Origin of the sequence: Streptomyces nymphaeiformis (assembly GCF_014203895.1) — a bacterium.
Classification (GTDB): domain Bacteria; phylum Actinomycetota; class Actinomycetes; order Streptomycetales; family Streptomycetaceae; genus Streptomyces; species Streptomyces nymphaeiformis.
Window position 1 is genome coordinate 39,542 of record NZ_JACHJY010000011.1, and the last position, 24,317, is coordinate 63,858.

At 70.6% G+C, this 24,317-nt stretch carries 26 protein-coding genes; 17 read left to right on the top strand and 9 right to left on the bottom strand.

Going from position 1 to position 24,317, the window contains the following annotated elements:
- The first annotated feature begins 58 nt into the window (after nt 1-58).
- From hemL to GGE06_RS33490, 8 genes are all read left to right on the top strand, one after another.
- Entirely contained in the window at nt 59-1,405 is a 1,347-nt protein-coding gene (gene hemL, locus GGE06_RS33455) for a glutamate-1-semialdehyde 2,1-aminomutase (RefSeq protein WP_116165469.1), read from the top strand.
- Nucleotides 1,402-2,097: a histidine phosphatase family protein gene (locus GGE06_RS33460; protein ID WP_116160398.1), complete on the top strand. Its 696-nt coding sequence runs from the start codon at nt 1,402-1,404 to the stop codon at nt 2,095-2,097. Before hemL ends, GGE06_RS33460 begins: the two co-directional genes overlap by 4 nt.
- A gap of 265 nt (nt 2,098-2,362) precedes the next feature.
- Entirely contained in the window at nt 2,363-3,664 is a 1,302-nt protein-coding gene (locus tag GGE06_RS33465) for a polysaccharide deacetylase family protein (RefSeq protein ID WP_221518828.1), read from the top strand.
- Between the two features lie 98 nt (nt 3,665-3,762).
- Nucleotides 3,763-4,380 (top strand): TlpA family protein disulfide reductase, encoded by a 618-nt coding sequence (locus GGE06_RS33470; protein WP_184932550.1) that lies wholly within the window; start codon nt 3,763-3,765, stop codon nt 4,378-4,380.
- 4 nt (nt 4,381-4,384) lie between these two features.
- Entirely contained in the window at nt 4,385-5,122 is a 738-nt protein-coding gene (locus GGE06_RS33475; protein ID WP_184932551.1) for a cytochrome c biogenesis CcdA family protein, read from the top strand.
- Between the two features lie 5 nt (nt 5,123-5,127).
- A complete protein-coding gene (gene resB, locus GGE06_RS33480) occupies nt 5,128-6,828 on the top strand; it encodes a cytochrome c biogenesis protein ResB (protein WP_181924607.1) in 1,701 nt (566 codons plus the stop codon).
- Nucleotides 6,828-7,913, top strand: coding sequence for a c-type cytochrome biogenesis protein CcsB (ccsB, locus tag GGE06_RS33485; protein ID WP_181924886.1), 1,086 nt, complete (start codon nt 6,828-6,830; stop codon nt 7,911-7,913). The genes resB and ccsB overlap by 1 nt, the downstream gene beginning before the upstream one ends.
- A gap of 37 nt (nt 7,914-7,950) precedes the next feature.
- On the top strand, nt 7,951-8,484 hold the full coding sequence (locus GGE06_RS33490; protein ID WP_116160402.1) for an SRPBCC domain-containing protein: 534 nt from the start codon (nt 7,951-7,953) through the stop codon (nt 8,482-8,484).
- A gap of 6 nt (nt 8,485-8,490) precedes the next feature.
- Here GGE06_RS33490 and GGE06_RS33495 read toward each other — a convergent pair whose 3' ends face one another.
- The 5 genes from GGE06_RS33495 to GGE06_RS33515 all read right to left on the bottom strand — a co-directional run bounded on the left by GGE06_RS33495 (nt 8,491) and on the right by GGE06_RS33515 (nt 14,255).
- Complete coding sequence (locus GGE06_RS33495; protein ID WP_116160403.1) at nt 8,491-10,038, bottom strand: ABC transporter substrate-binding protein; 1,548 nt, start codon at nt 10,036-10,038, stop codon at nt 8,491-8,493.
- Between the two features lie 4 nt (nt 10,039-10,042).
- Complete coding sequence (locus GGE06_RS33500; RefSeq protein WP_116160404.1) at nt 10,043-12,106, bottom strand: hypothetical protein; 2,064 nt, start codon at nt 12,104-12,106, stop codon at nt 10,043-10,045.
- An 89-nt stretch (nt 12,107-12,195) separates the two neighbouring features.
- Complete coding sequence (locus GGE06_RS33505; protein WP_184932552.1) at nt 12,196-13,104, bottom strand: isopenicillin N synthase family dioxygenase; 909 nt, start codon at nt 13,102-13,104, stop codon at nt 12,196-12,198.
- On the bottom strand, nt 13,097-13,549 hold the full coding sequence (locus GGE06_RS33510) for a nucleoside deaminase (protein ID WP_116160406.1): 453 nt from the start codon (nt 13,547-13,549) through the stop codon (nt 13,097-13,099). The genes GGE06_RS33505 and GGE06_RS33510 overlap by 8 nt, the downstream gene beginning before the upstream one ends.
- Nucleotides 13,550-13,625: 76 nt before the next feature.
- A complete protein-coding gene (locus tag GGE06_RS33515; RefSeq protein WP_116160407.1) occupies nt 13,626-14,255 on the bottom strand; it encodes a flavodoxin family protein in 630 nt (209 codons plus the stop codon).
- Nucleotides 14,256-14,405: 150 nt separating this feature from the next.
- On the opposite strand from GGE06_RS33515, the gene GGE06_RS33520 reads away from it, so the two are divergent.
- Nucleotides 14,406-15,320, top strand: coding sequence for a DMT family transporter (locus GGE06_RS33520; protein WP_116160408.1), 915 nt, complete (start codon nt 14,406-14,408; stop codon nt 15,318-15,320).
- On the opposite strand, the gene GGE06_RS33525 is transcribed toward GGE06_RS33520, so the two are convergent.
- Nucleotides 15,226-16,107, bottom strand: coding sequence for a LysR family transcriptional regulator (locus tag GGE06_RS33525; RefSeq protein WP_184932553.1), 882 nt, complete (start codon nt 16,105-16,107; stop codon nt 15,226-15,228). The genes GGE06_RS33520 and GGE06_RS33525 overlap by 95 nt on opposite strands.
- Nucleotides 16,107-16,517 (bottom strand): PLD nuclease N-terminal domain-containing protein, encoded by a 411-nt coding sequence (locus tag GGE06_RS33530; RefSeq protein ID WP_116160410.1) that lies wholly within the window; start codon nt 16,515-16,517, stop codon nt 16,107-16,109. The genes GGE06_RS33525 and GGE06_RS33530 overlap by 1 nt, the downstream gene beginning before the upstream one ends.
- A gap of 89 nt (nt 16,518-16,606) precedes the next feature.
- On the opposite strand from GGE06_RS33530, the gene GGE06_RS33535 reads away from it, so the two are divergent.
- Genes GGE06_RS33535 through GGE06_RS33545 form a run of 3 tightly spaced genes read left to right on the top strand, consistent with a single transcriptional unit; the run spans nt 16,607 to nt 19,681 of the window.
- Nucleotides 16,607-18,064, top strand: coding sequence for a menaquinone biosynthesis decarboxylase (locus GGE06_RS33535; protein ID WP_116160411.1), 1,458 nt, complete (start codon nt 16,607-16,609; stop codon nt 18,062-18,064).
- On the top strand, nt 18,061-18,963 hold the full coding sequence (gene mqnP, locus GGE06_RS33540; RefSeq protein WP_116160412.1) for a menaquinone biosynthesis prenyltransferase MqnP: 903 nt from the start codon (nt 18,061-18,063) through the stop codon (nt 18,961-18,963). The genes GGE06_RS33535 and mqnP overlap by 4 nt, the downstream gene beginning before the upstream one ends.
- Nucleotides 18,964-19,006: 43 nt before the next feature.
- On the top strand, nt 19,007-19,681 hold the full coding sequence (locus GGE06_RS33545; RefSeq protein WP_184932554.1) for a UbiX family flavin prenyltransferase: 675 nt from the start codon (nt 19,007-19,009) through the stop codon (nt 19,679-19,681).
- Here the strand turns inward: GGE06_RS33545 and GGE06_RS33550 are convergent.
- Nucleotides 19,678-19,815: a hypothetical protein gene (locus GGE06_RS33550; RefSeq protein ID WP_181924608.1), complete on the bottom strand. Its 138-nt coding sequence runs from the start codon at nt 19,813-19,815 to the stop codon at nt 19,678-19,680. The genes GGE06_RS33545 and GGE06_RS33550 overlap by 4 nt on opposite strands.
- Nucleotides 19,816-19,927: 112 nt before the next feature.
- Here GGE06_RS33550 and GGE06_RS33555 point away from each other — a divergent pair, with 112 nt between their 5' ends.
- Together GGE06_RS33555 and mqnE are read left to right on the top strand one after the other, a co-directional pair.
- A complete protein-coding gene (locus GGE06_RS33555) occupies nt 19,928-20,383 on the top strand; it encodes an Lrp/AsnC family transcriptional regulator (RefSeq protein ID WP_017241016.1) in 456 nt (151 codons plus the stop codon).
- 51 nt (nt 20,384-20,434) lie between these two features.
- A complete protein-coding gene (mqnE, locus tag GGE06_RS33560) occupies nt 20,435-21,598 on the top strand; it encodes an aminofutalosine synthase MqnE (RefSeq protein ID WP_116160414.1) in 1,164 nt (387 codons plus the stop codon).
- Nucleotides 21,599-21,659: 61 nt separating this feature from the next.
- On the opposite strand, the gene GGE06_RS33565 is transcribed toward mqnE, so the two are convergent.
- The gene (locus GGE06_RS33565) at nt 21,660-22,193 is read right to left on the bottom strand and encodes a GNAT family N-acetyltransferase (RefSeq protein ID WP_116160415.1); all 534 of its coding nucleotides are present in this window, start codon (nt 22,191-22,193) and stop codon (nt 21,660-21,662) included.
- Between the two features lie 135 nt (nt 22,194-22,328).
- Here GGE06_RS33565 and GGE06_RS33570 point away from each other — a divergent pair, with 135 nt between their 5' ends.
- The 3 genes from GGE06_RS33570 to GGE06_RS33575 all read left to right on the top strand — a co-directional run bounded on the left by GGE06_RS33570 (nt 22,329) and on the right by GGE06_RS33575 (nt 24,265).
- Entirely contained in the window at nt 22,329-22,595 is a 267-nt protein-coding gene (locus GGE06_RS33570) for a DUF4229 domain-containing protein (RefSeq protein ID WP_116160416.1), read from the top strand.
- 171 nt (nt 22,596-22,766) lie between these two features.
- On the top strand, nt 22,767-22,874 hold the full coding sequence (locus tag GGE06_RS43880; protein WP_312883392.1) for a putative leader peptide: 108 nt from the start codon (nt 22,767-22,769) through the stop codon (nt 22,872-22,874).
- 89 nt (nt 22,875-22,963) lie between these two features.
- The gene (locus GGE06_RS33575) at nt 22,964-24,265 is read left to right on the top strand and encodes a dicarboxylate/amino acid:cation symporter (RefSeq protein ID WP_184932555.1); all 1,302 of its coding nucleotides are present in this window, start codon (nt 22,964-22,966) and stop codon (nt 24,263-24,265) included.
- The last annotated feature ends 52 nt before the right edge of the window (nt 24,266-24,317 follow it).

Consider the following 24,317-nt stretch of genomic DNA (forward strand, 5'->3'; position numbering starts at 1 on the left):
GGACGGGGAGCGCCTCGGCGTAACAGACAGGATGCTCACCGCCGTCCCTCCGTTCCCGATGTCGTGCCCGAAGTCGTTCTCGCAGGTCAGGATCACAGTGCCGTATTCATACGAAGCCCCAGTCTCACAGACGCTTTTCGACCGCGCTTCCCTCGTGACGCCCGGCGGCGTGAACTCACCGGTGCGTGCCTTCCGGGCCGTGGGCGGAACGCCCCGGTTCATGGTGTCCGGTACCGGTCCGTACCTCACCGACGCGGACGGTCGTGAGTACGTCGACCTCGTCTGCTCGTGGGGGCCGATGATTCTCGGCCACGCGCACCCCGAGGTGACCGCCGCCGTGCAGGCCGCGGTGGCCCGCGGCACCTCCTTCGGGACGCCCGGCGAGGGCGAGGTCGCGCTCGGCGAGGAGATCGTCGCGCGGATCGAGCCGGTCGAGCAGGTGCGCCTCGTCTCCTCCGGTACGGAGGCCACGATGTCCGCGATCCGGCTCGCCCGCGGGTTCACCGGGCGCGCCAAGGTCGTCAAGTTCGCGGGCTGCTACCACGGCCACGTGGACGCGCTGCTCGCCGCGGCCGGTTCCGGTCTGGCGACCTTCGGCCTCCCGGACACGCCCGGGGTGACCGGCGCTCAGGCCGGCGACACGATCGTGCTGCCGTACAACGACCTGGACGCGGTGCGGGCGGCGTTCGCCGCGCACCCGGGCGAGATCGCCTGTGTGATCACCGAGGCCTCGCCCGGCAACATGGGCGTGGTTCCGCCGCTGCCCGGCTTCAACCAGGGCCTCGCGGACCTGTGCCGGGAGAACGGCGCGCTGTACATCTCCGACGAGGTGATGACCGGTTTCCGTACGAGCCGGGCCGGCTGGTACGGCGTCGACGGCGTGAAGCCCGACCTGATGACCTTCGGCAAGGTCATGGGCGGCGGCTTCCCGGCCGCGGCGTTCGGCGGCCGCGCCGACGTCATGGGGCACCTCGCCCCGGCCGGCCCGGTCTACCAGGCGGGCACCCTGTCGGGCAACCCGGTCGCGACCGCCGCGGGCCTCGCGCAGCTGCGGCTGCTCGACGAGGCCGCGTACGAGAAGGTCGACGCCGTCTCGGCGGAGATCCAGGGCCTGGTCACGGGCGCGCTGGCCAAGGAGGGCGTGGCGCACCGGCTGCAGACCGCGTCCAACATGTTCTCGGTGTTCTTCACCGCGGACGAGGTGCGGAACTACGACGACGCCAAGAAGCAGGAGGCGTTCCGCTTCAACGCCTTCTTCCACTCGATGCTGGCCGACGGCGTGTACCTGCCGCCGTCCGCGTTCGAGTCCTGGTTCGTGTCGACCGCGCACGACGAGCGGGCGATCGAGCGCATCGCCGCCGCGCTCCCGGCCGCGGCCCGCGCCGCCGCGGAGGCCACGGCATGAGCGACCAGCACTACGGCGACGAGGACATCACCGTCGTCCACCTGATGCGGCACGGCGAGGTCCACAACCCCGACGGCGTGCTGTACGGGCGCCGCGCCGGCTACCACCTGTCCGAGCTGGGCCGTCAGATGGCGGACCGGGTCGCCGAGCACCTGGCCGAGCGGGACGTCACGTACGTCGTGGCCTCCCCGCTGGAGCGGGCGCAGGAGACGGCGACGCCGATCGCGAAGACGCACGGTCTGGATCTGGCCAGTGACGAGCGGCTCATCGAGGCGGCGAACGTCTTCGAGGGCAAGACCTTCGGCGTCGGCGACGGCGCGCTGAAGAAGCCGGGCAACTGGAAGCACCTCACCAACCCGTTCAAGCCGTCCTGGGGCGAGCCGTACGTCGAGCAGGTCGTGCGCATGATGGGCGCGCTCGACGCGGCGAAGGACGCGGCGCGGGGGCACGAGGCGGTCTGCGTCAGCCACCAGCTGCCGATCTGGATCGTGCGGAGCTTCGTGGAGAAGCGGCGGCTCTGGCACGACCCGCGGCGCCGGCAGTGCACGCTGGCCTCGCTGACCTCGTTCACGTACCGCGGCGACAAGATCGTCTCGGTCGGGTACAGCGAGCCGGCCCGGGACCTGGTCCCGGCGCACCTCCTCGCGGGTGCGAAGCCGGTCAAGGGGAAGTCGAAGGCCTTCGGGGCGTAGCCCCGCGCGCCGAGGGGCCCGGCCCCGCGCCGAGGGGCCCGGCCCCGCGCGCCGAAGGGCGTGATCCCCGTCGGGGTTCCCTCGTCCCCTCTGGACAGGGGGGTCCCCGAGCGCCACAGTTCAGGGCGGTCGGATGATGTTCATGTCATCCGATCGCCCTAAAATTTTTGTGCGATTTTCCGGAACCTCCGTGTTCCTCCCGGCATCTCACTCATTGTCGGTTTGGATGACGTTTAGGTCATACGTCAGCGCGAATGGGGATGTCATGCGCGGGATCAGTGGGATCAGTCGAAGGGGGCTCCTCGGGGCGGGCGTTGGGGCCGCCGCGGCGATGGGTCTCGCGGCATGCAGTACCAACAATCAGGACAAGTCTGGACGTTCCGGACCGGGTAAGGGGGGTGACGTCTCGGCGGACCCGGGCACGCCCACCCCGACCAAGGACGACGCCCGCCCGATCGGCGACGGTTCCACCGCCGACACCGGCAAGCAGCCGCACCAGCCCGACGCCCCCGTCCCGCTCGAACCCGGCCAGACCCCTCCCCAGTTCGTGATCTTCTCCTGGGACGGCGCCGGCGAGGTCGGCAACGGCCTCTTCCCGCGCTTCCTCGAACTCGCCAAGAACAACGACGCGGCGATGACCTTCTTCCTCTCCGGGATCTACCTCCTCCCCGAGTCGAAGAAGGACCTCTACCGCCCGCCGAATAACCGCGTCGGCGCCTCCGACATCGGCTACCTCACCGACGAGCACATCAAGGAGACCCTGAAGCACGTCCGGCAGGCCTGGCTCGACGGCCACGAGATCGGCACCCACTTCAACGGGCACTTCTGCGGCGGCTCCGGCTCCGTCGGCAACTGGACCCCGGCCCAGTGGCAGAGCGAGATCGACCAGGCCATGAAGTTCGTCACCGAGTGGAAGACCAACAGCGGCTGGACCGACCTCGACCCGCTGCCCTTCGACTACTCCAAGGAGCTCGTCGGCGGCCGCACCCCCTGCCTCCTCGGCCAGGAGAACCTGCTGCCCACCGCCAAGCGCCTGGGCTGGCGCTACGACGCCAGCTCGCCCGGCGGCCGCCAGACGTGGCCGACCAAGCGCCAGGGCATCTGGGACCTGCCGCTGCAGGCCGTGCCCTTCCCCGGGCACTCCTTCGAAGTCCTCTCCATGGACTACAACATGCTCGCCAACCAGTCGAAGAACACGACCAAGGGCATGCCCTCGCGCTATCCCGGCTGGCGCAGGCAGGCCGCCGACGCGTACCTTTCCGGCTTCACGCGCGCGTACGAGTCGAATCGCGCGCCCTTCTTCATCGGCAACCACTTCGAGCAGTGGAACGGCGGCATCTACATGGACGCCGTCGAAGAGGCGCTCAAGGGAATGGCCGGAAAGAAGGACGTGCGGCTCGTCTCCTTCAAGCAGTTCGTGGACTGGCTCGACGTCCAGGACCCGAAGATCCTGGAGAAACTGCGCACTCTGGAGGTGGGTCAGAAGCCCGCCGGCGGGTGGAACGCATTCCTCCGGCCCGACGCCCCGACCGTGAACCCGACCGCCACCTCCACCCCGACCGCCTAGTTCTTCCGACCCACCGCTTAGGCGATCTTGACAAGGGGCTTTACGGGCACGTAGGGGGGTGCCCAAGATCCCCCAAACGCCCATGCGAAACTTTTCACATGAGCCTTAGCCGTGCCCCCCGACGCACCCGGCGCACCCTGACCGCCGTCGGGCTGCTGTCCGCCGCCGCCCTCGTGCTCTCGGCCTGCGGTGGCGAGAACAACGGCAAGTCCGGCGGCGGTGGCAACACCAACTTCGTGACCAACACCGGTGGCATCTCCACCGTCGCCAAGGGCGAGCGCACGGCCCCCAACGAGATCGCCGGTGAGACCCTCGAAGGCAAGCGGCTCGACGTCGCCGACCTCAAGGGCAACGTCGTCGTCCTCAACGTCTGGGGCTCCTGGTGCGCCCCGTGCCGCGCCGAGGCCAAGCACTTCGCGAAGGTCTCCAAGGACTTCGAGGGCAAGGGCGTCGAGTTCGTCGGGCTCAACACCCGCGACCCCAACCAGCAGCCCGCGCTCGCCTTCGAGGAGGACTACGGGATCCCCTACCCGAGCCTCTACGACCCGCAGGGCAAGCTGATCCTCTTCGGCTTCCCCAAGGGCACGCTCAACCCGCAGGCCATCCCCTCCACCGTCGTCCTCGACAAGGAGGGCAAGATCGCCGCCCGCTCCCTCATGGCGCTCGACGAGAAGAAGCTCCGGTCGATGATCGAGCCCCTCCTCAAGGAGAAGTGAGCCGGTGAACGAGACGGTCACCAGCGGAGCCCTGCTGCTCGCCCTGCCCCTCGCGGTCCTCGGCGGCCTGGTCTCCTTCTTCTCCCCCTGCGTCCTGCCGCTCGTCCCCGGCTACCTGAGCTACGTGACCGGCGTCACCGGCACCGACCTCGCCGAGAGCCGCCGAGGCCGGATGACCGCGGGTGCCGTCCTGTTCGTCCTCGGCTTCACCGCCGTGTTCGTCTCCGGCGGCGCGCTCTTCGGCTACTTCGGGGCGACGCTCCAGGAGTACCGCGAGACGCTCACCACCATCCTCGGCGTGCTCATGATCCTCATGGGCGTGTTCTTCATGGGCCTGATGCCCTGGTTCACCCAGCGGGAGTTCCGCTTCCACAAGAAGCCCGTCGCCGGACTGATCGGCGCCCCGCTCCTCGGCGCGCTCTTCGGCATCGGCTGGACCCCGTGCATCGGTCCGACGCTCGCCTCGGTCAACGCCCTCGCCCTGGAGCAGGCCAGCGCCGGCCGCGGGGCGATACTCGCCTTCGCGTACTGCCTCGGCCTCGGCGTCCCGTTCGTGCTCGCCGCCATCGCCTTCCGCAAGGCGCTCGGCGCGTTCGGATGGGTGAAGAAGCACTATGTGTGGGTCATGCGGATCGGCGGCGGCATGATGATCGTCACCGGTGTCCTGCTCCTGACGGGCGCGTGGGACAGCATGGTGGCCACGATGCAGGGCTGGTCCAGCGGTTTCACGGTGGGGATCTGAGTTCCATGAGCAAGACCGATACGAGCGAGACCGGGCGTGCCGCCGAGGAGGCGGCCGGGGCCCGGCTCTCGACCGCTCCTCAGGAGGAGACCGACGCCGCCATCGGCGGCCCCGCCCTCGGGGTCATCGGCTGGATCCGCTGGTTCTGGCGGCAGCTGACCTCCATGCGGGTCGCGCTGATCCTCCTCTTCATGCTCTCCCTGGGCGCCGTCCCCGGCTCCCTCATCCCGCAGAACAGCGCGGACGAGCTGAAGGTGCAGACCTTCAAGGCCGCCCACGAGACCCTCACCCCGCTGTACGAGAAGCTCCAGTTCTTCGACGTCTACAGCTCCGTGTGGTTCTCCGCGATCTACATCCTGCTGTTCGTCTCCCTCATCGGCTGCATCGTGCCGCGCAGCTGGCAGTTCGTCGGCCAGCTCCGCAGCCGCCCGCCGGGCGCCCCCCGGCGCCTCGACCGGCTCCCCGCGTACACCACCTGGCGCACCGGGGCCGAGCCCGAGCAGGTCCGCGAGGCCGCGCTCACCGTCCTCAAGGGCCGCCGCTTCCGCGCCCACACCGTCGGGAACGCGGTCGCAGCGGAGAAGGGCTATCTGCGCGAGGCCGGGAACCTGATCTTCCACGTCGCCCTGATCGTCATCCTCGTGGCCTTCGCCGTCGGCCAGCTCTTCAAGTCCGAGGGCGGCAAGCTGATCGTCGAGGGCGACGGCTTCTCCAACACGCTCACCCAGTACGACGACTTCAAGTCCGGCTCCTTGTTCGGCACCGACGACCTGGAGCCGTTCAGCTTCAAGCTGGACTCCTTCACCGGCACGTACGAGAAGAACGGCCCCCAGCGCGGCACCCCCCGCACCTTCGAGGCGGCCGTCACCTGGTCGCAGGGCGGCCCGGACAAGAAGGCGGTCATCCGGGTCAACCAGCCGCTGGAGGTCGGCGGCTCCAAGGTCTACCTGATCGCCCACGGGTACGCGCCCGTCGTCACCGTCAAGGACGGCCGCGGCAAGACCGTCTTCCACGGCGCGGTGCCGCTGCTGCCCATCGACAACAACATCACGTCCACCGGCGCCATCAAGGTCATGGACGGCTACCGCGACAAGAACGGCAAGAAGGAGCAGCTGGGCTTCCAGGCCTTCTTCGTGCCGACCTTCGCGGGAGCCGGCAAGGGCACGATGTTCTCGCAGTTCCCCGCGCTCGACTTCCCCGTCATGGCGCTCACCGGCTTCCACGGCGACCTGCGCGTGAACTCCGGCCTGCCGCAGAACGTGTACCAGCTCGACAAGTCCAAGATGACCCAGTTCAAGGACGGCTCCGGCAACAAGCTCGCGCAGCGCATGCTGCCCGGCGAGACCATGACGCTGCCCGGCGGCGCCGGCTCGATCACCTTCGAGAAGGACGTCAAGGAATGGGCGAGCTTCCAGATCTCGCAGCAGCCCGGCAACGGCCTCGCCCTCGCGGGCGCGATCGCCGCGATCGCCGGTCTGAGCGGTTCGCTCTTCATCCAGCGGCGCCGCGTCTGGGTGCGTGCCGTGCGCGGTGAGGACGGCGTGACCGTCGTCGAGATGGCCGGCCTCGGCCGCAGCGAGTCCGCCAGGCTGCCCGAGGAGCTGGGCGACCTCGCGGTCGTGCTCACCGCGGACGCGCCCCCCGCACCGGAACCCGCGGAAGAACCCGCAGAAGACCCTGCCCCTTCTGGAGAGGCCGACAAGTGATCCTCGCCGCCACCGCGACCAACGAGAGCCTGGCGCAGCTGAGCGACCTGCTCATCTACTCCTCGATGGCCGTCTACACCCTGGCCTTCTTCGCCCACATCGCCGAGTGGGTGTTCGGCAGCCGCAGCAAGGTCGGCCGCACCGCCGCCGCCCTCACCTCCGCTCCGAAGGCCGCCCCCGCCGCCGGCGTGACCGTGAAGGTCAAGCAGGCCGGAGGCACCGCCGTCCTCGACAAGCCGAAGGTCGTCACGCGCTCCGCGGCCGGCACCCGTGACGTGCCGGACGGTCCCGGCGCGGCCGGCGGCACGGTCAAGGGCGACCTGTACGGCCGCATCGCCATCTCGCTGACCGTCCTCGCCTTCGCCATCGAGGCGGCGGGCGTGGTCAGCCGGGCGCTCTCCGTGCAGCGGGCCCCCTGGGGCAACATGTACGAGTTCTCCACCACCTTCTCCACGGTGGCGGTCGGCGCGTACCTCGGCTTCCTCGTCGCGAAGAAGAACGTCCGCTGGATCGGCCTCCCGCTGGTCACGACCGTCCTGCTCGACCTGGGCATGGCCGTCACCTGGCTGAAGACCCCCAGCGACCAGCTGGTCCCGGCGCTCGACTCGTACTGGCTGTGGATCCACGTCTCCACCGCGATCTTCTGCGGCGCGGTCTTCTACATCGGCGCGGTCGCGACCCTGCTGTACCTCTTCCGCGACTCGTACGAGAACAAGCTCGCGACCGGCGGCAACCCCGGCTCCTTCGCCCGCTCCGTCATGGAGCGGCTGCCCTCCGCGGCCTCGCTCGACAAGTTCTCGTACCGGGTCAACGCGGCCGTCTTCCCGCTCTGGACGTTCACGATCATCGCCGGCGCGATCTGGGCCGGCGACGCGTGGGGCCGCTACTGGGGCTGGGACGCCAAGGAGGTCTGGTCCTTCATCACGTGGGTCGGTTACGCGGCGTACCTGCACGCGCGCGCGACGGCCGGCTGGAAGGGGCGGAAGGCCGCGTACATCGCGCTCATCGCCTTCGCCTGCTTCCTCTTCAACTACTACGGCGTCAACATCTTCGTGAGCAGCAAGCACTCCTACGCCGGCGTCTGAGCTGGCACGGGACCTGTCCCGGGGTGACGCTGGAGGTATGAGCGAGATCCCCCGGGGCAGGAGCGAGACCCACGACGGCGACCGGCATCTGCTGCATTTCGTCGTGGACCTTCCGCAGCCGATGCCGGTGGTCTGGGCGGCCGTCGCCTCGCCCGAGGGCCTGCCGGGCTGGCTGTGCGAGGCGGACCCGCTGGAGCCGCGGCTCGGCGGGAAGGTCACCCTCCGCTGGCTGAACAGTGAGACGGAGGTCTCGGGGCGGGTGACCGCCTGGGATCCCGACGTGGTGGCCGAGTACACGGTCGATCCGGCGACGCACGGACGGATGCGGTTCCATCTGGAACCGGGGTCCGGGGGCGGCGGATCGACCGTTCTGCGTTTCACGAACGAGGTGCGGGGGACGCCGGAGTACCGGCTCGACTGTCTCGCCGGGTGGCACGACCACTTCGAGCGGCTCGCCGCGGCGCTGTCCGGTCATCCGACGGACTGGCGGGACTGGTCGCCGGAGCGGTGGCGGCACCTGCGGGAGCTGTACGAGCGCGACGACGCCCCCTGGCCCAAATGGGTGCCGTAGGGCGGCTCACCCCTTCTTCGGCGGCAGGCAGGTGGAGGTCGGAGGCCTGCCCTCCGGCCAGGCCGTCTGGACGAAGCGCGGTGAGCCGTCCTGGGCGAGTTCCACGATCGGGACCGCCTTGTTGTACGGGTTGCCGTAGTTGTCCAGGCAGATCCAGCCGCTCGCGCCCTGGACCCGCAGGGAGCCCTTGACCTGGGGCCACTGCGTACCGACGTCCTCCTTCGACGGGTACGCCACGCCTTCCGGGGTGGCCTGGCGGATGGCGTGGACCGCCGTCGCCATCGCGTCGTACGCGATGATCGCCTGGCCGTCCGAGAGCGGCACCGGCCTGTCCTTCGGGGCCGCCTTCGCGATGTCCGCCAGGAAGTCCGCGTACGCCTGCGGGGAGCCTCCCGTGCGGGGGATCTGCCGCCCGGGCGCCGGCTGCCAGGCGTCGGGGTGGGCGAGGGCCGCGTACCGCACGGTCACCTTCTTCTTCAGGGCCTTCCGGTCGAGCTTCTCGTCCGCTCCGAGGTACGAGCCCTCGTCGCCGGTCAGGACCGTGAAGGCGCGGTCGACGCAGCCGCGGTCGCCGAGCGCGTTGATGAACTGGCGCAGCTGGGTGTGGCGGCCCGCGAAGAAGACGGTCTCGGTGCGGGTGTCGCAGATGAGGTGCGTGATGTTGACGAAGGTGTTGGCGGTGGTGCCCTCCTGGGTGGAGTCGGGGGCCGAGGTGAACTCCTGCGGTTCGAGGGGCGCCTGCTTGAGGGACTGGGCGAAGGCCGCCTTCAGGGTGTCGACGTAGTGGTCGCCGCTGCGGGTGTCCTGGACGAGGAGGGCCTTGGCGGCGTCGACGCGGCCGAAGTTCGCGAGCGCCCTGGCCTCGTCGCTGTTGGTGGGGGAGACGCGGGCGAGGCCGGGGAAGGGCTTGCGGCCGGGGCCGTTGGCGATGTCGTCGGCGGTGATGGTGGTGCCGACGACGGCGACCTTGGCGTGGGTGAGGGCGGCCACCGCCTCCCGCATCTCCCCGGAGGAGGTGGCGATGCCGGAGACGGCACGCAGCCGGTCGGGGCCGTCGGCCATGGCGACGAGCCGGTCGACGACGGTGCGCCAGTGGGCGTTGCCCTGGCCGGTGTTGGCGAGGACGAGGCGGATCGTGGGCCGCTGCCCGTTGGACTCCTGGTTGGCCCGCCGCTGGTAGGCGTACGCGCCCTGGACCTCGTGCAGGACCTTGACCCGCATGCCGCTGTCGGTGGAGGTCAGGGGCAGGAGGACGGCGACGGTGACGTACTCGCCGGCCTTGAGGGAGGCGTTCTCGGCGCGGATGCTCTCGGCGACGTCCTTGAGGTCGGCCTCGCCGAAGTCATGGCCGGAGCCGTTGACGCCGATGCATTCGGCGCTGTCGAGGGGACGGGCCACGCCCTCGGCACAGGAACGGTTCTCCGGGGTGGTGAGCCGGGTGAAGCCGTAAGTGCCGAAGCCGAGGACGACGGAGGCGGTGACGGCCGTGGCGACGAACTTCTGGCGGGGGGTGCGGACGTGCCGGCGCAGCCGGGCGGTGAAACGGTCGGGCATGGCGTCAGACTCCGTTCTCACGGCCCGGCGGCAGCGACGGCTCCCGCCAGGCACGGATGTCGCGCGGCCAGTGGCCTGCCGCGTCCCAGAGTGAACCGCTGCCCGTCAGATGGCGGCCGGAGAGCCGGCGCAGCTCGTGCGCGAGCCGGTCGGCGACCTCGTCGTCGGGCAGGGCGAGCGGATCGGTGAGCAGCCACAGGGCGTGCAGCAGCCGCCGTACGGACAGATGGAGTTCGGTGGTGTCGGGGTCGAGGCCGGCGGGCAGCGCGGCGGTCGGCTCCTGGCCGAGGGCGACCGCCCGGCGCGGGTCGGGGCCCGGCCGGTCCCGCTCGCGGGGGTACGGGGCGGCGGCGATGAACCGCAGCCGGCCGAGCCAGCCGAGGACGTCCTGCCCGGGGAAGGTCTCCCGCAGGTGCGTCACGGCCTCCTCCGCGTGGCCGAGGGCGAGGCCGTGGTGGAGGCGGTACGGGCCGGGGCCGGGCCCGTAGTGCCGGTACAGGGTCTCGTGGACGGCGTGCCAGGCGGCGTACCGCGGATGGTCGCCGTCCTCGAAGCGCAGCCGGTACAGGAGCAGCGCGCGCAGCAGCGGGTCGGCGACGAAGTGGCCGGGGCCCTCGCCCCAGTCCTCGGCGCGCAGCTGGTCGCGGACCCGCAGCGCCACGTCCCCGTCCAGGGACTCGGCCTGGAGCCGGGCGTGCGCCAGCATCCGGGCGGACTCCTCGTCGTGGGTCGCGGCGAGCACGGCGTACGGCCCCGGGCGGCGCACCGGCAGGAGTTCGGCGAGGAGCGTCGGGGCGACGGGCACCGGCCGGGCGTCCTCACGCAGCTCCACCGCCAGGTCGAGCAGCCGGCCCGGGGTGAGGCCGTCCCGCAGCTCGGCGGGGGCCTGCCCGGCGGCCCGGCCGAGGAGGGCCACGCCGAGGGGGCGGCCGCCGGTCAGCCGGTGGACGGCGCGGGCCAGTTCTGCGGGGACGCGGCCCGCCGGATCGTGGTGGTCGAAGGCGGACCGGGTCTGGGCGGGGGAGAGCGGGGTCAGCTCGACGGCGAGGATGCCGGAGCCGACGCTCGTCCCGCGCGGGCAGGGCGCCCGGTGCGCGGTCTCCGGCAGCTTGGTGCGGGTGGCCTGCCGCAGGCCTTCGTGGTCGCGGACCCGGGAGGTGGCGAGGACGACGACCTTGTCGCGGCGGCCCTCGGCGGAGCGGGCGCGCAGGATCGGCTCGACGAGCTGCCGGCCGAGCGGTTCGTGCGCGTTGTCGAGGAGGAGCACGGGCCGGCCGATGCGGGCGCCGCGCTGGAGTCCGGTGTAGGCGTGGCGGAGGTCCTCGGTGAGGGCGCCGACGAGGAAGGCCTCGGCCTCGCGGCGGCGCCTGCCGTCGTGCTCGAAGTCGACGGCGAGCTGCTGGAGCCCGGCCTTGCCGCGGCCGCCGGCGTTGCGGTAGCTGCCGTACCAGTTCTCGGAGGAGCGCTGGAGGCGGCCGAACACCTCCTCCAGGACGGTCTCCACGGTCGCCTCGGCGAGCAGCCCGGCGAGCGGGGCGGCGGCGTCGGCGAAGGTGGCGGCGAGCTTGGTGAGGACCTTGCCGACCCAGTTGGTGGCGGCGCCCCTGGTCGCGTCGACGGTCGCGAGGAGCGGCCCGAGGCGCTGGAGGTCGCGCCGGGCCCGCTCGTCGTCCTCCTGGGACCAGGCGAGCGAGGCGACCGCGACCAGGCCGAGCGACAGCCGGGGGAACCGCACGGGCCGGGCGCCGAGGACCTTCGGCGACAGCTGCACGGCCAGCTCGGACAGGGCGCCCGTGACCGGGGTCCAGCCGGGGCCGTGGTCGGCGGGCGGCTCGATGTGGGCGCAGTCGAGGAGGGCGAGCGGGGTGTAGCCCTTGTAGCGGTTGCGGACCTCCTTGAGCAGGGCGGTCTTCCCCATGCCGCGCCCGCCGGTGAAGACCGTCACCGGCGGGTCGTCCCCGTGCTCGTACGCGACCCGCGCGGTCCCGTGCCGGGTGAGCCCGACGAGCCGTGCGGCGAGCCCGCCCTCGTCCAGGACCGCCTCGCGGCCGTACAGCTCCCTGTCCACGCCCCTGCCACCCCCGTCACAGTCAACTCAAGGATATCGACGGGGTGTTGGTAAAGCGGTCGCCTTTTCGACTCGGTTTCCGGGGGATATCAATCCGTTGCGATGGCGTCGAGCTGGGCCCGCAGATAGCCGTGCGACTCGATGCCGTGGATCGTGGTCCCTGGGGTGCACTCGTAGAAGTACACCAGCGACATCAGCTCCTCCGCGGGCGCGTCGGCCGGCGGCGGCAGCACGCGGTGCCGTCCGGACCGCCACCGCCCGCCGGTCCAACCGGCCATCAGGTCGCCGATGTTGACGGTGAACGCGGCGGGGTCGTACGGGGCGTCCTGCCAGCCCCCGGCGTCGGTGAACACCTGGAGCCCGCCCTTGCCCGCCTCCCGGTCCAGGACGGTGACCGTGCCGAAGTCCGTGTGGGGGCCGATGCGGAACTGCCCCGGCTCCGGTGCGCCGGTCCGCTCCAGCCCCGGATACCAGTTGATGTTGAAGCCGAACGTGGGGTGCCCGGTGTGCCGGGTGAAGAAGTCCCGCTCCTCGCCGAGCGCCGTGCCGAGCAGGTCGAGCACGCGGTCCGAGAGCTCCTTCATCTGCGCCAGGTAGGTGTCGAGGAGCGGCTTCAGCGCGGGCACCTCGGTGGGCCAGGTGTTCGGCAGGAACCACTCGGCGTCCACCGCCGGGTCCCCGGTCGGCTCCTCCGCCGCGAAGGAGAGCGACTCCTTCAGGTCGGGCGGGGTCGCCGTCCCCTCCGCGTATCCGTTGGCCTCCGCACCCGGCCCGAGCCACCCCCGCCCGCCGACCCGCACGGCGTACGGCTCCTTGACGGCGGCGGGCAGGTGGAAGAAGGCCCGGGCCGTCTCGCGGATGGCGGCCCGCAGACCGGGGTCCACCCCGTGCCCGGTGACCAGCAGGAACCCGGCGTCCCGGAGGGCGCGGTCGACGGCGGGGAGCTGCGGGGCGGGGTCGCGCCGCAGGTCGATGGTGGGAAGGCGGGCTTCACTCATCGCCGATGTCCTCGTTCCAGAGCGCCGGTCGGGCGGCGATGAACTCCCGCATGAGTGCGGCGCATTCGGCGTCGTCGAGCACGACGACCTCGACCCCGTGCCCGGCGAGCCAGTCGTGTCCGCCGTGGAAGGTCTCCGCCTCCCCGACGACCACCCGCGAGATCCCGAACTGCCGCACGAGGCCGGAGCAGTACCAGCAGGGCGACAGGGTGGTGACCATCGTCGTCCCCCGGTACGAGCGCTGCCGCCCGGCGGCCCGGAAGGCGTCGGTCTCGGCATGCGCCGAAGGGTCCCCGTCCTGCACGCGCCGGTTCCGCCCCCGCCCGAGCAGCGCCCCGTCGGCGCCGTAGAGGGCGGCCCCGATGGGGATGCCGCCCTCGTCGAGCCCGGCGCGGGCCTCGTCGAGCGCGGTGCGAAGCCACCGGCGGGCCTGTTCCTGATCCATGGGGGGAGCCTTCCCCGCCGGACCCCGGGCGTCACACCCTCTGGTGCGGGACCTGTGGTGCCGGTCCCGTGGCCCCTCACGCGACCGCGCCGGCCTCCTCCTCGTAGGGGAACAGGGCGAGCGGGGTCTCGCCCTGGAAGAAGGTCTTGGCGCGGAGCATCGCCTGTTCGTCGGCGCGGACGCGGCCGGGGCGGGAGCCCGTGCCGGTCAGGACGCCGCCGAAGCGCATCCGCAGGTAGGCCGCCGAGTGGTTCAGGCTGGTGACCAGGCCCTCCGCGACCTCGTGCTCCTCGTGCGCCAGGGCCGTCACCCCCCACAGCGTGCCGCCCGCCATGCGCTCCTTGAAGTCCGAACCGGGCACGTTCAGCCAGCCCGACCAGTAGTCCAGGTAGCGCTTGGTCTGCGCGGAGAGGCTGTACCAGTACAGGGGCGAGACGATCACGATGTCCGTGGCCCCCACCGTCGCCTGCCGCAGCAGTTCCTCGGTCTCGCCGGCCCGCCGGCCGGCGTCCTCGTGCCGGCCGTCCTGGAAGTCGGGCAGGACCAGTTCATTGAGGTCCACCCAGCGCTGTGGGACGTCGGCGGGCAGTTGTGCGGCCGCCGCGCGGGCCAGGATCTCGGAGTTGCCGTCGGCGCGGGAGCTGCCGAGCACGAAGAGGAACGAGCGGTCCGGGCGGTCCGGGCCGGGTGCGGTGTCCAGGGTCATGTCTGCTGCTCCGGTGTCGTGGGTATCCGGTGCCAACCCCGCCTCCCCCGGACGTATTCCGGCCCCATCGGACCCGCCGATCGCCCCCATCGGCAGGACGCCCCACTGGCCCGTGGACCGCCCCCGGCCCCCGTTCGTAGCGTCGTTCCCATGAGAAACGAGACCAGGGGAACCCTTGAACTGACCCTCGCCATGGTGCTCTCCGGCACCCTCGGCGTCTTCGTCGTCGAGTCCGGCGCCTCGCCCTTCGAGGTGGTGTTCTTCCGGTGCCTCTTCGGGGCCGTCGCGCTCGGCGCGTACAGCCTCCTGCGGGGGTTCTTCACCGGCCACGGGTTCACGCCCAGGAAGCTGGGACTCGCCGCGCTCGGCGGGGTGTTCATCGTCTTCAACTGGGTGTTCCTGTTCGAGGCCTACCGGGCGACCTCGATCTCGCTGGCCACCGTCGTCTACCACACCCAGCCGTTCTTCCTCGTCCTGCTCGGCGCCCTCTTCCTGCGGGAGCGGATCTCCGGGGCCAAGATCGGGTGGCTCGTGCTCGCCTTCCTCGGGCTCGTCCTCGTGTCCGGCGTGCGGCCCGGCGACACCGCCTCCCTGGCCGGGCTCGGGTACGCGCTCGCCGCCGCCGTGCTCTACGCCCTCGCGACCTTCGTCACCAAGCGGATCACCGGCGTGCGCCCCCATCTGATCGCGCTCGTCCAGGTCGTCGTCGGGATGCCGCTGCTGCTGCCCTTCGTCGAGTTCGGGGGCGTCGGCGGCGGCGGGTGGGGCTGGCTCGTCGGGCTCGGGTTCATCCACACCGGGCTCATGTACGTGCTCATGTACGCCGCCTACGCCAAGCTGCCCACCGCCAAGATCGCCGTCCTCGCCTTCACCTACCCCGCCGTCGCCATGGGCGTCGACTGGGCGGTGTACGGGCATCACATCGGGCTCGTCCAGGCCCTCGGCGTCCCGCTGATCGTCCTCGCCAGCCTCAAGGTGACTCTCGTACGAGCCGCCGCGCCTGCTCCACGAACAGCCGCACATGCGCCGGAAGCCGCTTCCCCCGCCGCCACGCGAGCTGCGTGAAGAGCGTGAACGGCGCCTCCCAGGGGAGTTCCACCAGCACCCCGGCCGCCAGTTCCTCCGCGACCGTCACGCGCGGCAGCAGCGCCACCCCCAGGCCCGCCGCCACGCCCCGCTTCGTCGCCTCGATCGTGCCGAACTCCATGAACGGCGGCTCCCACTCCCGCAGCTCCGCCTCGAAGAGGTCGCGGTACGCGCAGCCCGGTTCGGTGCCCAGGAGCTGCGCCGCCGCCAGGTCCGCGGTCGTCAGGTCCGTACGGCCGGAGAGGGGGTGGCCCGGGGCTCCCACCAGGGACAGCGGCTCCGGGGCCAGGACCTCCGTCTCCAGGCCCTCGTGCTCCGTCTCCGGCTCCATCAGGAACCCGACGTCGTACGTGCCCTGCCGCAGCGCCTTCCGGGTCTCGTCGCCGAGCGTGGGCCGCAGCGTCAGCCGCACCTTCGGGTAGCGGTGGTGGAAGTACTCCAGGAGCGGCGGCAGCCGGTAGGAGGTGAGGGACTCCATGGTGCCGACGGCGATCGGGCCCGAGGGCTCCGTCGTGGCCGCGACGGCCGTACGGGCCTCCTCCGCGAGGTCCGTCATGCGGCGGGCGTACGGGAGGAGCCGTTCACCGGCCTCCGTCAGGCGGATGCGGCTGCCGAGGCGCTCGAAGAGGTCCACCCCGAGGGAGGATTCGAGGGACCTGATCTGGGCCGTCACGCTCGACTGGGCGTATCCGAGTTCCGTGGCCGCCCGGGTGAAGGAGAGGACGTCGGCGACCTTCTCGAAGGTCGCCAGGAGCCGCAGCTCCATCAGCCCTCGGTCTCCGTGTCCTCGCCGGACTTGCCCTGCTCGCGCTTCTTCAGCTCCTCCTCGCGGCGGCGCAGGTCCGCCTCCCAGTCCTTGAGGAGGGATTCGTCCTTTTCGTTCTCCTCGCGGAGGGACTTCAGGAACTCCGGGTTGTCGTCGGGCGCCACCCACTCGTGCCGGTGGTTGCGGTACCCCGTCGAAAAGGGGGTGGGCGTACGGCCTCCGGCGGGCGCGTGGCGCAGCTTGCCGGCGGCGAGCCAGCCGATGGACCCGACGAAGGGGAAGAGGAGGATCACGATCACCCAGACCACCTTCGGCAGGTGCTTGACCTCGTCCTCGGGGGTGTTCAGGCAGTCGATGAAGGCGTAGATCAACAGCGCCAGCGGCAGGATGAACATCAACGCCCTGAGCATGTGGTGCAGCCCCCTGGAAGCAGCGGCGAGGCCGGTTCCGACGGCCCCGGTGACAGCCCAAGCCTAGCCCGTGACCGATACTGACCCCTATGGCTTACGACGATCTCCGCTCGCTGCTCAGGGCCCTGGAACGCGAAGGCGACCTCAAGCGCATCAAGGCCGAAGTCGACCCGTACCTGGAGGTCGGGGAGATCGTCGACCGGGTGAACAAGGCGGGAGGTCCGGCGCTCCTCTTCGAGAACGTCAAGGGCTCCGCCATGCCGCTCGCGATGAACGTCTTCGGGACGGACCGCCGGCTGCTCAAGGCGCTCGGCCTGAAGTCGTACGAGGAGATCAGCGAGAAGATCGGCGGGCTCCTCAAGCCGGAGCTGCCGCACGGCTTCGTCGGGGTCCGCGAGGCCTTCGGGAAGCTGGGCTCGATGGTCCACGTGCCGCCGAAGAAGGTGAAGGCCGGGGACGCCCCCGTGCAGGAGGTCGTCCTCACCGGGGACGACGTCGACCTGGACGAGCTGCCCGCGCTGTTCACCTGGCCGAAGGACGGCGGGTCCTTCTTCAACCTGGGCCTCACCCACACCAAGCACCCCGAGACCGGCGTGCGGAACCTGGGGCTCTACCGGCTCCAGCGGCACGACAAGCGCACCATCGGCATGCACTGGCAGATCCACAAGGACAGCCGCAACCACTACGCGGTCGCCGCCGAGCGCGGCGAGCGGCTGCCGGTCGCCATCGCCTTCGGCTGCCCGCCGGCCGTCACGTACGCCTCGACGGCCCCGCTGCCCGGCGACATCGACGAGTACCTCTTCGCCGGCTTCGTGCAGGGCAAGCGGATCGAGATGGTCGACTGCAAGACCGTCCCGCTCCAGGTCCCGGCGCAGGCCGAGGTCGTCATCGAGGGCTGGCTCGAGCCCGGCGAGATGCTGCCGGAGGGTCCCTTCGGCGACCACACCGGCTTCTACACCCCGCAGGAGCCGTTCCCCGCGCTGAAGATCGACTGCATCACCATGCGGCGGCGTCCGCTGCTCCAGTCGATCGTCGTCGGCCGGCCGCCGACCGAGGACGGGCCGCTCGGGCGGGCCACGGAGCGGTTCTTCCTGCCGCTCCTCAAGATCATCGTGCCGGACATCGTCGACTACCACCTGCCGGAGTCGGGCGGCTTCCACAACTGCGCGATCGTCTCGATCGACAAGAAGTACCCGAAGCACGCGCAGAAGGTCATGCACGCCATCTGGGGCGCGCACATGATGTCGCTGACCAAGCTGATCATCGTGGTCGACAAGGACTGCGACGTGCACGACCTGCACGAGGTGTCCTGGCGGGCCCTCGGCAACACGGACTACGCGCGCGACCTGACCGTGGTCGAGGGTCCGGTGGACCACCTCGACCACGCCTCCTACCAGCAGTTCTGGGGTGGCAAGGCGGGCATCGACGCGACGAAGAAGCTGCCCGAGGAGGGCTACACCCGGGACGGCGGCTGGCCGGACATGGTGGAGTCGGACCCGGCGACGGCGGCCCTGGTGGACCGCCGCTGGAAGGAGTACGGGCTGTGACGACCGCGGCCGTTCCCGGCGCCCAGCCGGGCCGTACGAAGGCCTTCCTCCGGCTCGTGATGATCGAGCACTCGGTCTTCGCGCTGCCCTTCGCCTACATCGCCTCGCTCACCGCGATGTTCCAGCTCGACCGGAACATCCACTGGTGGACGCTCTTCCTCGTCACCGTCTGCATGGTCGGCCTGCGGACCTTCGCCATGGCCTGCAACCGGATCATCGACCGCGAGATCGACGCCCGCAATCCGCGGACGGCCGGGCGCGAGCTGGTGACCGGGGCGGTGTCCGTGCGCTCGGCGTGGACCGGGGCCGGGATCGCCGTCGTGGTCTTCCTCGGCGCCGCCGCCCTCCTGAACCCGCTCTGCCTGGCGCTCGCGCCGCTCGCCGTCATCCCGATGGTCGTCTATCCGTACGGGAAGAGGTTCACGAACTTCCCGCACGCCATCCTGGGCCTCGCCCAGTCCATCGGCCCGATCGGCGCATGGCTCGCGGTGACCGGCGAGTGGTCCTGGGACGCGGTCATCCTGGGCCTCGCGGTGGGCGTCTGGATCGGCGGCTTCGACCTGATCTTCGCCTGCCAGGACGTCCAGGCGGACCGGGCGCACGGCGTCATGTCGGTGCCGGCCCGCTTCGGCGTCCCGGCGGCACTGTGGGGCGCCCGCGCCTCCGCGGTCGTCACCACGGGGCTCCTCGTCTGGTACGCCCTCGCGACGGACGCGGGTCTCTTCTTCTGGGTGGGCCTGGTGATCGTGGTCGCCGCCTTCGGCTACGAGCACACGATCGTGAAGCCGAACGACCTGTCCCGCCTGAACCGGGCGTTCTTCACGACGAACGGCTTCATCGGGATCAGCCTGTTCGTGTGCGCGCTCCTCGACCTGCTGGTCCGCGGGCTCACCCCGTAGTCCCGGCCGTGGTCCCGGTGCGAGGACGGATAGGCTCGGCGGCATGAACGACGGCAAGCGCACCCCCTGGATCGTGGGGGTTTCCGGGGCGTCGGGTACGCCGTACGCCGCCGCCGTGCTGAGGGGGCTGCTCGCGGCCGGGGAGGGCGTCGACCTCGTCGTGTCGCGCGCCTCGCGGCTGACGCTGCTCGACGAGACGGGGATCGCCTTCCGGGACGCGCACTGGCGCGAGGACCTGGCGACCTGGCTGGCGCGGGGCGCGGACGGGAAGCCGGACACCTTCGACGTGTCGGACCGGCTCGACGACGTGCGGTACTGGGCTGCCGGGGACCTGGCCGCGGGGCCGTCCTCCGGCTCGTACCCGGCCAGGGGGATGCTGGTGGTGCCGGCCTCGACCGCATCGGTGGCGGGAGTGGCACTCGGGCTCTCGAAGGACCTGCTGCAGCGGGTCGCGAGCGTGACGCTGAAGGAGCGGCGTCCGCTGGTGGTCGCGGTGCGGGAGACCCCGCTGAACGGACAGACGCTCAAGCACATGGTGACGCTGGACGAGGCGGGCGCCGTGGTGCTGCCCGCCTCTCCGGCGTTCTACGCGGGGGCGACGCACATCCAGGATCTGGTGGACTTCGTCGCCGGGCGGGTGCTCGACGCGGCAGGGGTGCCGCACGAGCTGTACCGCCGTTGGGAGGGAGACCTCGGTGGGGGCTCCCGTTCGGATTAGCGCTTCTTGGCGTGCTTCTTGGCGGCGCGCTTCGAGGCGGCGGACTGCTGGTGGGCACGCGAGCGGCTGGCCAGCTCCTGCAGCTCACGCATGCGGGCGTAGGCCATCTCGATCGTGTACACGGTGATCACCACTCCTGAAAGATCGTCTTTGATCCACTGAAAGATTCGCAGGGTGTCGCCCCTGCATGCCTTAGATTCTATACCTAAACTCGCTGTACCGCTGGACAATGGAAGGTGAATTCCTATGGATGCCGTGGACAGGCAGCTCATCCAGGCTCTGCGCGAGAACGGTCGCGCCTCGTACGCCGAGCTCGGCCGGCTCGTCGGGCTCTCCGGCCCCTCCGTCACCGACCGCATCAACCGGCTGGAGGCCGCCGGCGTCATCACCGGCTACCGCGCCACCGTCGACGCCGCCTCGCTCGGCCTCGGCGTCACCGCCCTCATCGGCATCTCCCTCTCCGACGCCGCCGACCACGAGGACGTGGCCCGCCGCCTGAAGGACCTCGCCGAGATCGAGGACTGCTGGTTCATCGCCGGCGACGACTCCTTCATGCTCAAGGTGCGCGCCAACGACGTCGACGGCCTGGAGAAGACGATCCGCCGGCTCTCCGGCACCAAGGGCGTCTCCCGCACCCGTACGACGATCGTGCTCTCCACCAAGTGGGAGAACCGGGTCGGGGAGCTGCCGGAGGAGGGCTGAGAGTACGGTTGGGCAGAGCTTGATTCGTAGGCAGAAAAGGGAGGCGGCCGTATGGACGCGGGGCTCAAGCGTGAGCTGGAGCAGAAGGTCCGGGACGGTGAGCGGCTGAGCCGTGAGGACGGCATCGCCCTGTACGAGTCCGACGACCTCGCCTGGCTCGGCGGTCTGGCCCACGAGGTCCGGACCCGCAAGAACGGCGACGTGGTCCACTTCAATGTCAACCGGCATCTGAACATGACCAACGTCTGCACCGCCTCCTGCGCCTACTGCTCCTTCCAGCGCAAGCCGGGCGAGAAGGACGCGTACACCATGCGCATCGAGGAGGCCGTGCGCCTCGCGAAGGCGATGGAGAACGAGAACCTCACCGAGCTCCACATCGTCAACGGGCTGCACCCCAACCTGCCCTGGCGCTACTACCCGCGCTCCCTCTCCGAGCTCAAGAAGGCGCTGCCGAACGTCTCGCTGAAGGCGTTCACGGCCACCGAGATCCACCACTTCGAGACGATCTCGGGGCTGAGCGCGAGCGAGATCCTCGACGAGCTCATCGAGGCCGGCCTGGAGTCGCTGACCGGCGGCGGCGCCGAGATCTTCGACTGGGAGGTCCGGCAGCACATCGTGGACCACAACACCCACTGGGAGGACTGGTCCCGGATCCACCGGCTCGCCCACGAGAAGGGTCTCAAGACCCCGGCGACCATGCTCTACGGGCACATCGAGGAGCCGCGCCACCGCGTCGACCACGTGCTGCGGCTCCGCGAGCTCCAGGACGAGACCAACGGCTTCCAGGTCTTCATCCCGCTGCGCTACCAGCACGACTTCGTGGACATGCAGGACGGCAAGGTCCGCAACAAGCTCCAGGCCCGCACCACGATGGCGACCGGCGCCGAGGCCCTGAAGACCTTCGCGGTCTCCCGGCTGCTCTTCGACAACGTGCCGCACGTCAAGGTCTTCTGGGTCATGCACGGCGTCCAGACGGCGCAGCTGGCGCTCCAGCACGGTGCCGACGACATGGACGGCTCGGTCGTCGAGTACAAGATCACGCACGACGCCGACAACTACGGCACGCCGAACAAGCTGGGCCGTGACGACCTGCTCGAACTGATCCGCGACGCGGGCTTCCGGCCGGTCGAGCGGAACACGCGGTACGAGATCATCCGCGAGTACCCGGGTCCGGACGCGGGGCGGCGCGAGTCGCCGCAGCCGATGCGGGTCTGACGTGATGTGACGAGAAGGGCCGGCGGGGACATCCCCGCCGGCCCTTCTCGTCTTCGCCCGCTCACTTCAGCGGCAGCAGCATGACGATGTCGTCGCGGTCGTCGCCGGGGGCGACCCGGATCGCGTCGGGGACGCGGCCGACCTCCTTGTAGCCGGACTTCGCGTAGAAGCCGTCGACGCCCGTGCCGCCCCGGCAGGTGAGGCGGATCGCCTCGATCTCCTCGAAGCCCTCGGCCGTGCGGGCGGTGTGCTCCACCGCCGCCATGAGGTCGCGGCCGTATCCGCGGCCCTGGTGCCGGGGGTGGACCATGACGGTGTAGAGCCAGACCCAGTGCTTCATCAGCGGGTGGCCGTTGAAGGTGAAGAAGGCGGTGGCGGCGACCTGGCCGTCCTCGTCGCGGCCGACGAGGAGGCGGGTGCCGCCCTCGGTCATCGCGACGAGGTGCTTGAGCAGCGCGGGGCGTATCGCGTCGGGCGTCACGGGGGGTACGAAGCCGACGGCGCCGCCCGCGTTGGAGACGTCGGCCCAGAGGGAGAGCACGCCGTCGCGCAGGGTGCGGTCGACCGCCGGGTCCACCTCGAAGGTAAGGGTCATGAGGAGAGGTTATCTATTACCTCCGAGGTGCTCAAGAGGGCCGGTCCCGGGTCCGGCGCCGGCGCGTGCTTCACTGGAGGACGCTCGTCCCGCTTGGGAACTTTGCGATCTTTCGGAACGGAAGAGTGGACTGACATGCTCCGCTACACGCTGATGCGGCTCGGGATCTTCGCCGGGTGCTTCCTCGCCCTGTGGGGTCTCGTCTACGTCGGCGTGCTGCCGCGCGGCCTGGGCGACTCGAACCTGCTCTGGGTCCTCGTCCTCTCCATCGTCGTCTCCGCCCCGCTCAGCTTCGTGCTCCTGCGCAAGGTGCGGGACGAGGCGAGCGCCGAGGTCGTGGCGCGGGTCGACCGCGCCAAGGGCCGGCTGGAGGCGAACCGTTCGCAGGAGGACGCGCTGTAGCCGCCGTCCGTCGTGTAAGGGCTGCGTAAGCTTCCTCACAGCGTCACACCCCGGGTAGGGCCTTCCAAGGCTCCGACCTGGGGTGTTCTGCGTTTCGGAGGCGAAGGGGCGTTTTCGCGCCTCAAAGAATGGCTTTGAGGATCTCAAAGTTCAAGTGTTAACGTGTTCGACATGAAGTCTGCAGTGCGCCCCTCTCATGCCGTGAGCACCCCGCTCGTGGCGCGCCTGCACGTCGATCTGTGCCGCTGTACGTCCGCGGTCTGTTGCCGTCAGCTCTGACCCGGCATCATCAGCGGCCCGCGAGAACAGCGCGTGTGTGCCGCACCCCCGTCCCCGTATTTCCCGATACGCACCTGTGGAGCGTGCCCGTGTCCGCGTCCGTGACGCCCGAGACGAAGTCCCGGATACCCAAGGTCCCCTTCTGGGCCCAGATCATCGCCGGTCTGGCCCTCGGCGCCCTGCTCGGCTGGATCGCCCGCAGCCAGGACGTCGCCTGGCTGAAGGAGACCCTGAGCCAGATCGGCGGCATCTTCGTCCAGCTGCTCAAGCTGGCCGTCGCCCCGCTCGTCTTCTTCGCGATCCTGGTGTCGATCACCAACCTGCGGAAGGTGAACAACGCCGCCCGGCTCGCCACCCGCACCCTGCTCTGGTTCATGATCACCTCGCTGATCGCGGTCGGCATCGGCCTCGCGATCGGCCTGATCACCAACCCGGGCGCCGGCACCGGCCTCACGCCGAAGGACGGCAAGCTCCCCAAGCACGAGGGCTCCTGGATCGACTTCCTCACCGGGATCATCCCGACGGACGTCATCACGCCCTTCACCGAGCTGAACGTCCTCCAGATCGTCTTCATGGCCGCCGTCGCCGGCATCGCCGCCCTCAAGCTCGGCGACCGCGCCAAGCCGATCCTCACCCTCTCCGAGTCGGTCCTGGAGCTCCTCCAGAAGGCCCTGTGGTGGGTCATCCGCCTCGCCCCGCTCGGCACCGTCGGCCTCATCGGCTTCGCCATCGCCGACTACGGCTGGGACCTGATCGGCAAGTACGCGACCTTCACCGCCGACATCTACGTCGGCTGCGCCCTGGTCCTCTTCGGCGTCTACCCGCTGCTGCTCGCCACGGTCGCCAAGGTCAACCCGCTGCAGTTCTACAAGGGCGCCTGGCCGGCCATCCAGCTGGCCTTCGTCTCCCGCTCCTCGGTCGGCACCATGCCGGTCACCCAGAAGGTCACCGAGCGCCTCGGCGTCCCGAAGGAGTACGCCTCCTTCGCCGTCCCGTTCGGCGCGACGACCAAGATGGACGGCTGCGCCGCGATCTACCCGGCCCTGGCCGCGATCTTCATCGCGCAGATCTTCGACGTGCAGCTCGGCCTCGGCGACTACCTGCTGATCGCCTTCGTCTCGGTCATCGGCTCGGCGGCCACCGCCGGCCTCACCGGCGCGACGGTCATGCTCACCCTGACCCTCTCCACCCTGGGCCTCCCCCTGGAGGGCGTCGGCCTCCTCATGGCGATCGACCCGATCCTGGACATGATGCGGACCGCCACGAACGTGGCCGGCCAGGCTCTGATCCCGGTGATCGTCTCGGCCCGCGAGAAGATCCTCGACCTCACCGCGTACGAGAACGCCTCGGCGTCCCCGGTCGACGAGAAGGAGACCGTGCTGGCCGCCTGACCCGCGCCAGGCTCGTACGCGATGTGCCCCGCACCCCGATCACGGGTGCGGG

Bases quoted from the DNA above. Each gene is read 5' to 3' on its own strand.
- GGE06_RS33530 (WP_116160410.1), bottom strand. From the start codon at position 16,517: ATGCTCAGGGCGTTGATGTTCATCCTGCCGCTGGCGCTGTTGATCTAC.
- GGE06_RS33470 (WP_184932550.1), top strand. From the start codon at position 3,763: ATGAGCCTTAGCCGTGCCCCCCGACGCACCCGGCGCACCCTGACCGCC.
- GGE06_RS33490 (WP_116160402.1), top strand. From the start codon at position 7,951: ATGAGCGAGATCCCCCGGGGCAGGAGCGAGACCCACGACGGCGACCGG.
- GGE06_RS33510 (WP_116160406.1), bottom strand. From the start codon at position 13,549: ATGGATCAGGAACAGGCCCGCCGGTGGCTTCGCACCGCGCTCGACGAG.
- GGE06_RS33515 (WP_116160407.1), bottom strand. From the start codon at position 14,255: ATGACCCTGGACACCGCACCCGGCCCGGACCGCCCGGACCGCTCGTTC.
- GGE06_RS33535 (WP_116160411.1), top strand. From the start codon at position 16,607: ATGGCTTACGACGATCTCCGCTCGCTGCTCAGGGCCCTGGAACGCGAA.
- GGE06_RS33525 (WP_184932553.1), bottom strand. From the start codon at position 16,107: ATGGAGCTGCGGCTCCTGGCGACCTTCGAGAAGGTCGCCGACGTCCTC.
- mqnE (WP_116160414.1), top strand. From the start codon at position 20,435: ATGGACGCGGGGCTCAAGCGTGAGCTGGAGCAGAAGGTCCGGGACGGT.
- GGE06_RS33565 (WP_116160415.1), bottom strand. From the start codon at position 22,193: ATGACCCTTACCTTCGAGGTGGACCCGGCGGTCGACCGCACCCTGCGC.
- GGE06_RS33460 (WP_116160398.1), top strand. From the start codon at position 1,402: ATGAGCGACCAGCACTACGGCGACGAGGACATCACCGTCGTCCACCTG.
- GGE06_RS33545 (WP_184932554.1), top strand. From the start codon at position 19,007: ATGAACGACGGCAAGCGCACCCCCTGGATCGTGGGGGTTTCCGGGGCG.
- GGE06_RS33495 (WP_116160403.1), bottom strand. From the start codon at position 10,038: ATGCCCGACCGTTTCACCGCCCGGCTGCGCCGGCACGTCCGCACCCCC.
- GGE06_RS33570 (WP_116160416.1), top strand. From the start codon at position 22,329: ATGCTCCGCTACACGCTGATGCGGCTCGGGATCTTCGCCGGGTGCTTC.
- GGE06_RS33465 (WP_221518828.1), top strand. From the start codon at position 2,363: ATGCGCGGGATCAGTGGGATCAGTCGAAGGGGGCTCCTCGGGGCGGGC.
- GGE06_RS33505 (WP_184932552.1), bottom strand. From the start codon at position 13,104: ATGAGTGAAGCCCGCCTTCCCACCATCGACCTGCGGCGCGACCCCGCC.
- hemL (WP_116165469.1), top strand. From the start codon at position 59: ATGTCGTGCCCGAAGTCGTTCTCGCAGGTCAGGATCACAGTGCCGTAT.
- resB (WP_181924607.1), top strand. From the start codon at position 5,128: ATGAGCAAGACCGATACGAGCGAGACCGGGCGTGCCGCCGAGGAGGCG.
- GGE06_RS43880 (WP_312883392.1), top strand. From the start codon at position 22,767: ATGAAGTCTGCAGTGCGCCCCTCTCATGCCGTGAGCACCCCGCTCGTG.
- GGE06_RS33520 (WP_116160408.1), top strand. From the start codon at position 14,406: ATGAGAAACGAGACCAGGGGAACCCTTGAACTGACCCTCGCCATGGTG.
- GGE06_RS33555 (WP_017241016.1), top strand. From the start codon at position 19,928: ATGGATGCCGTGGACAGGCAGCTCATCCAGGCTCTGCGCGAGAACGGT.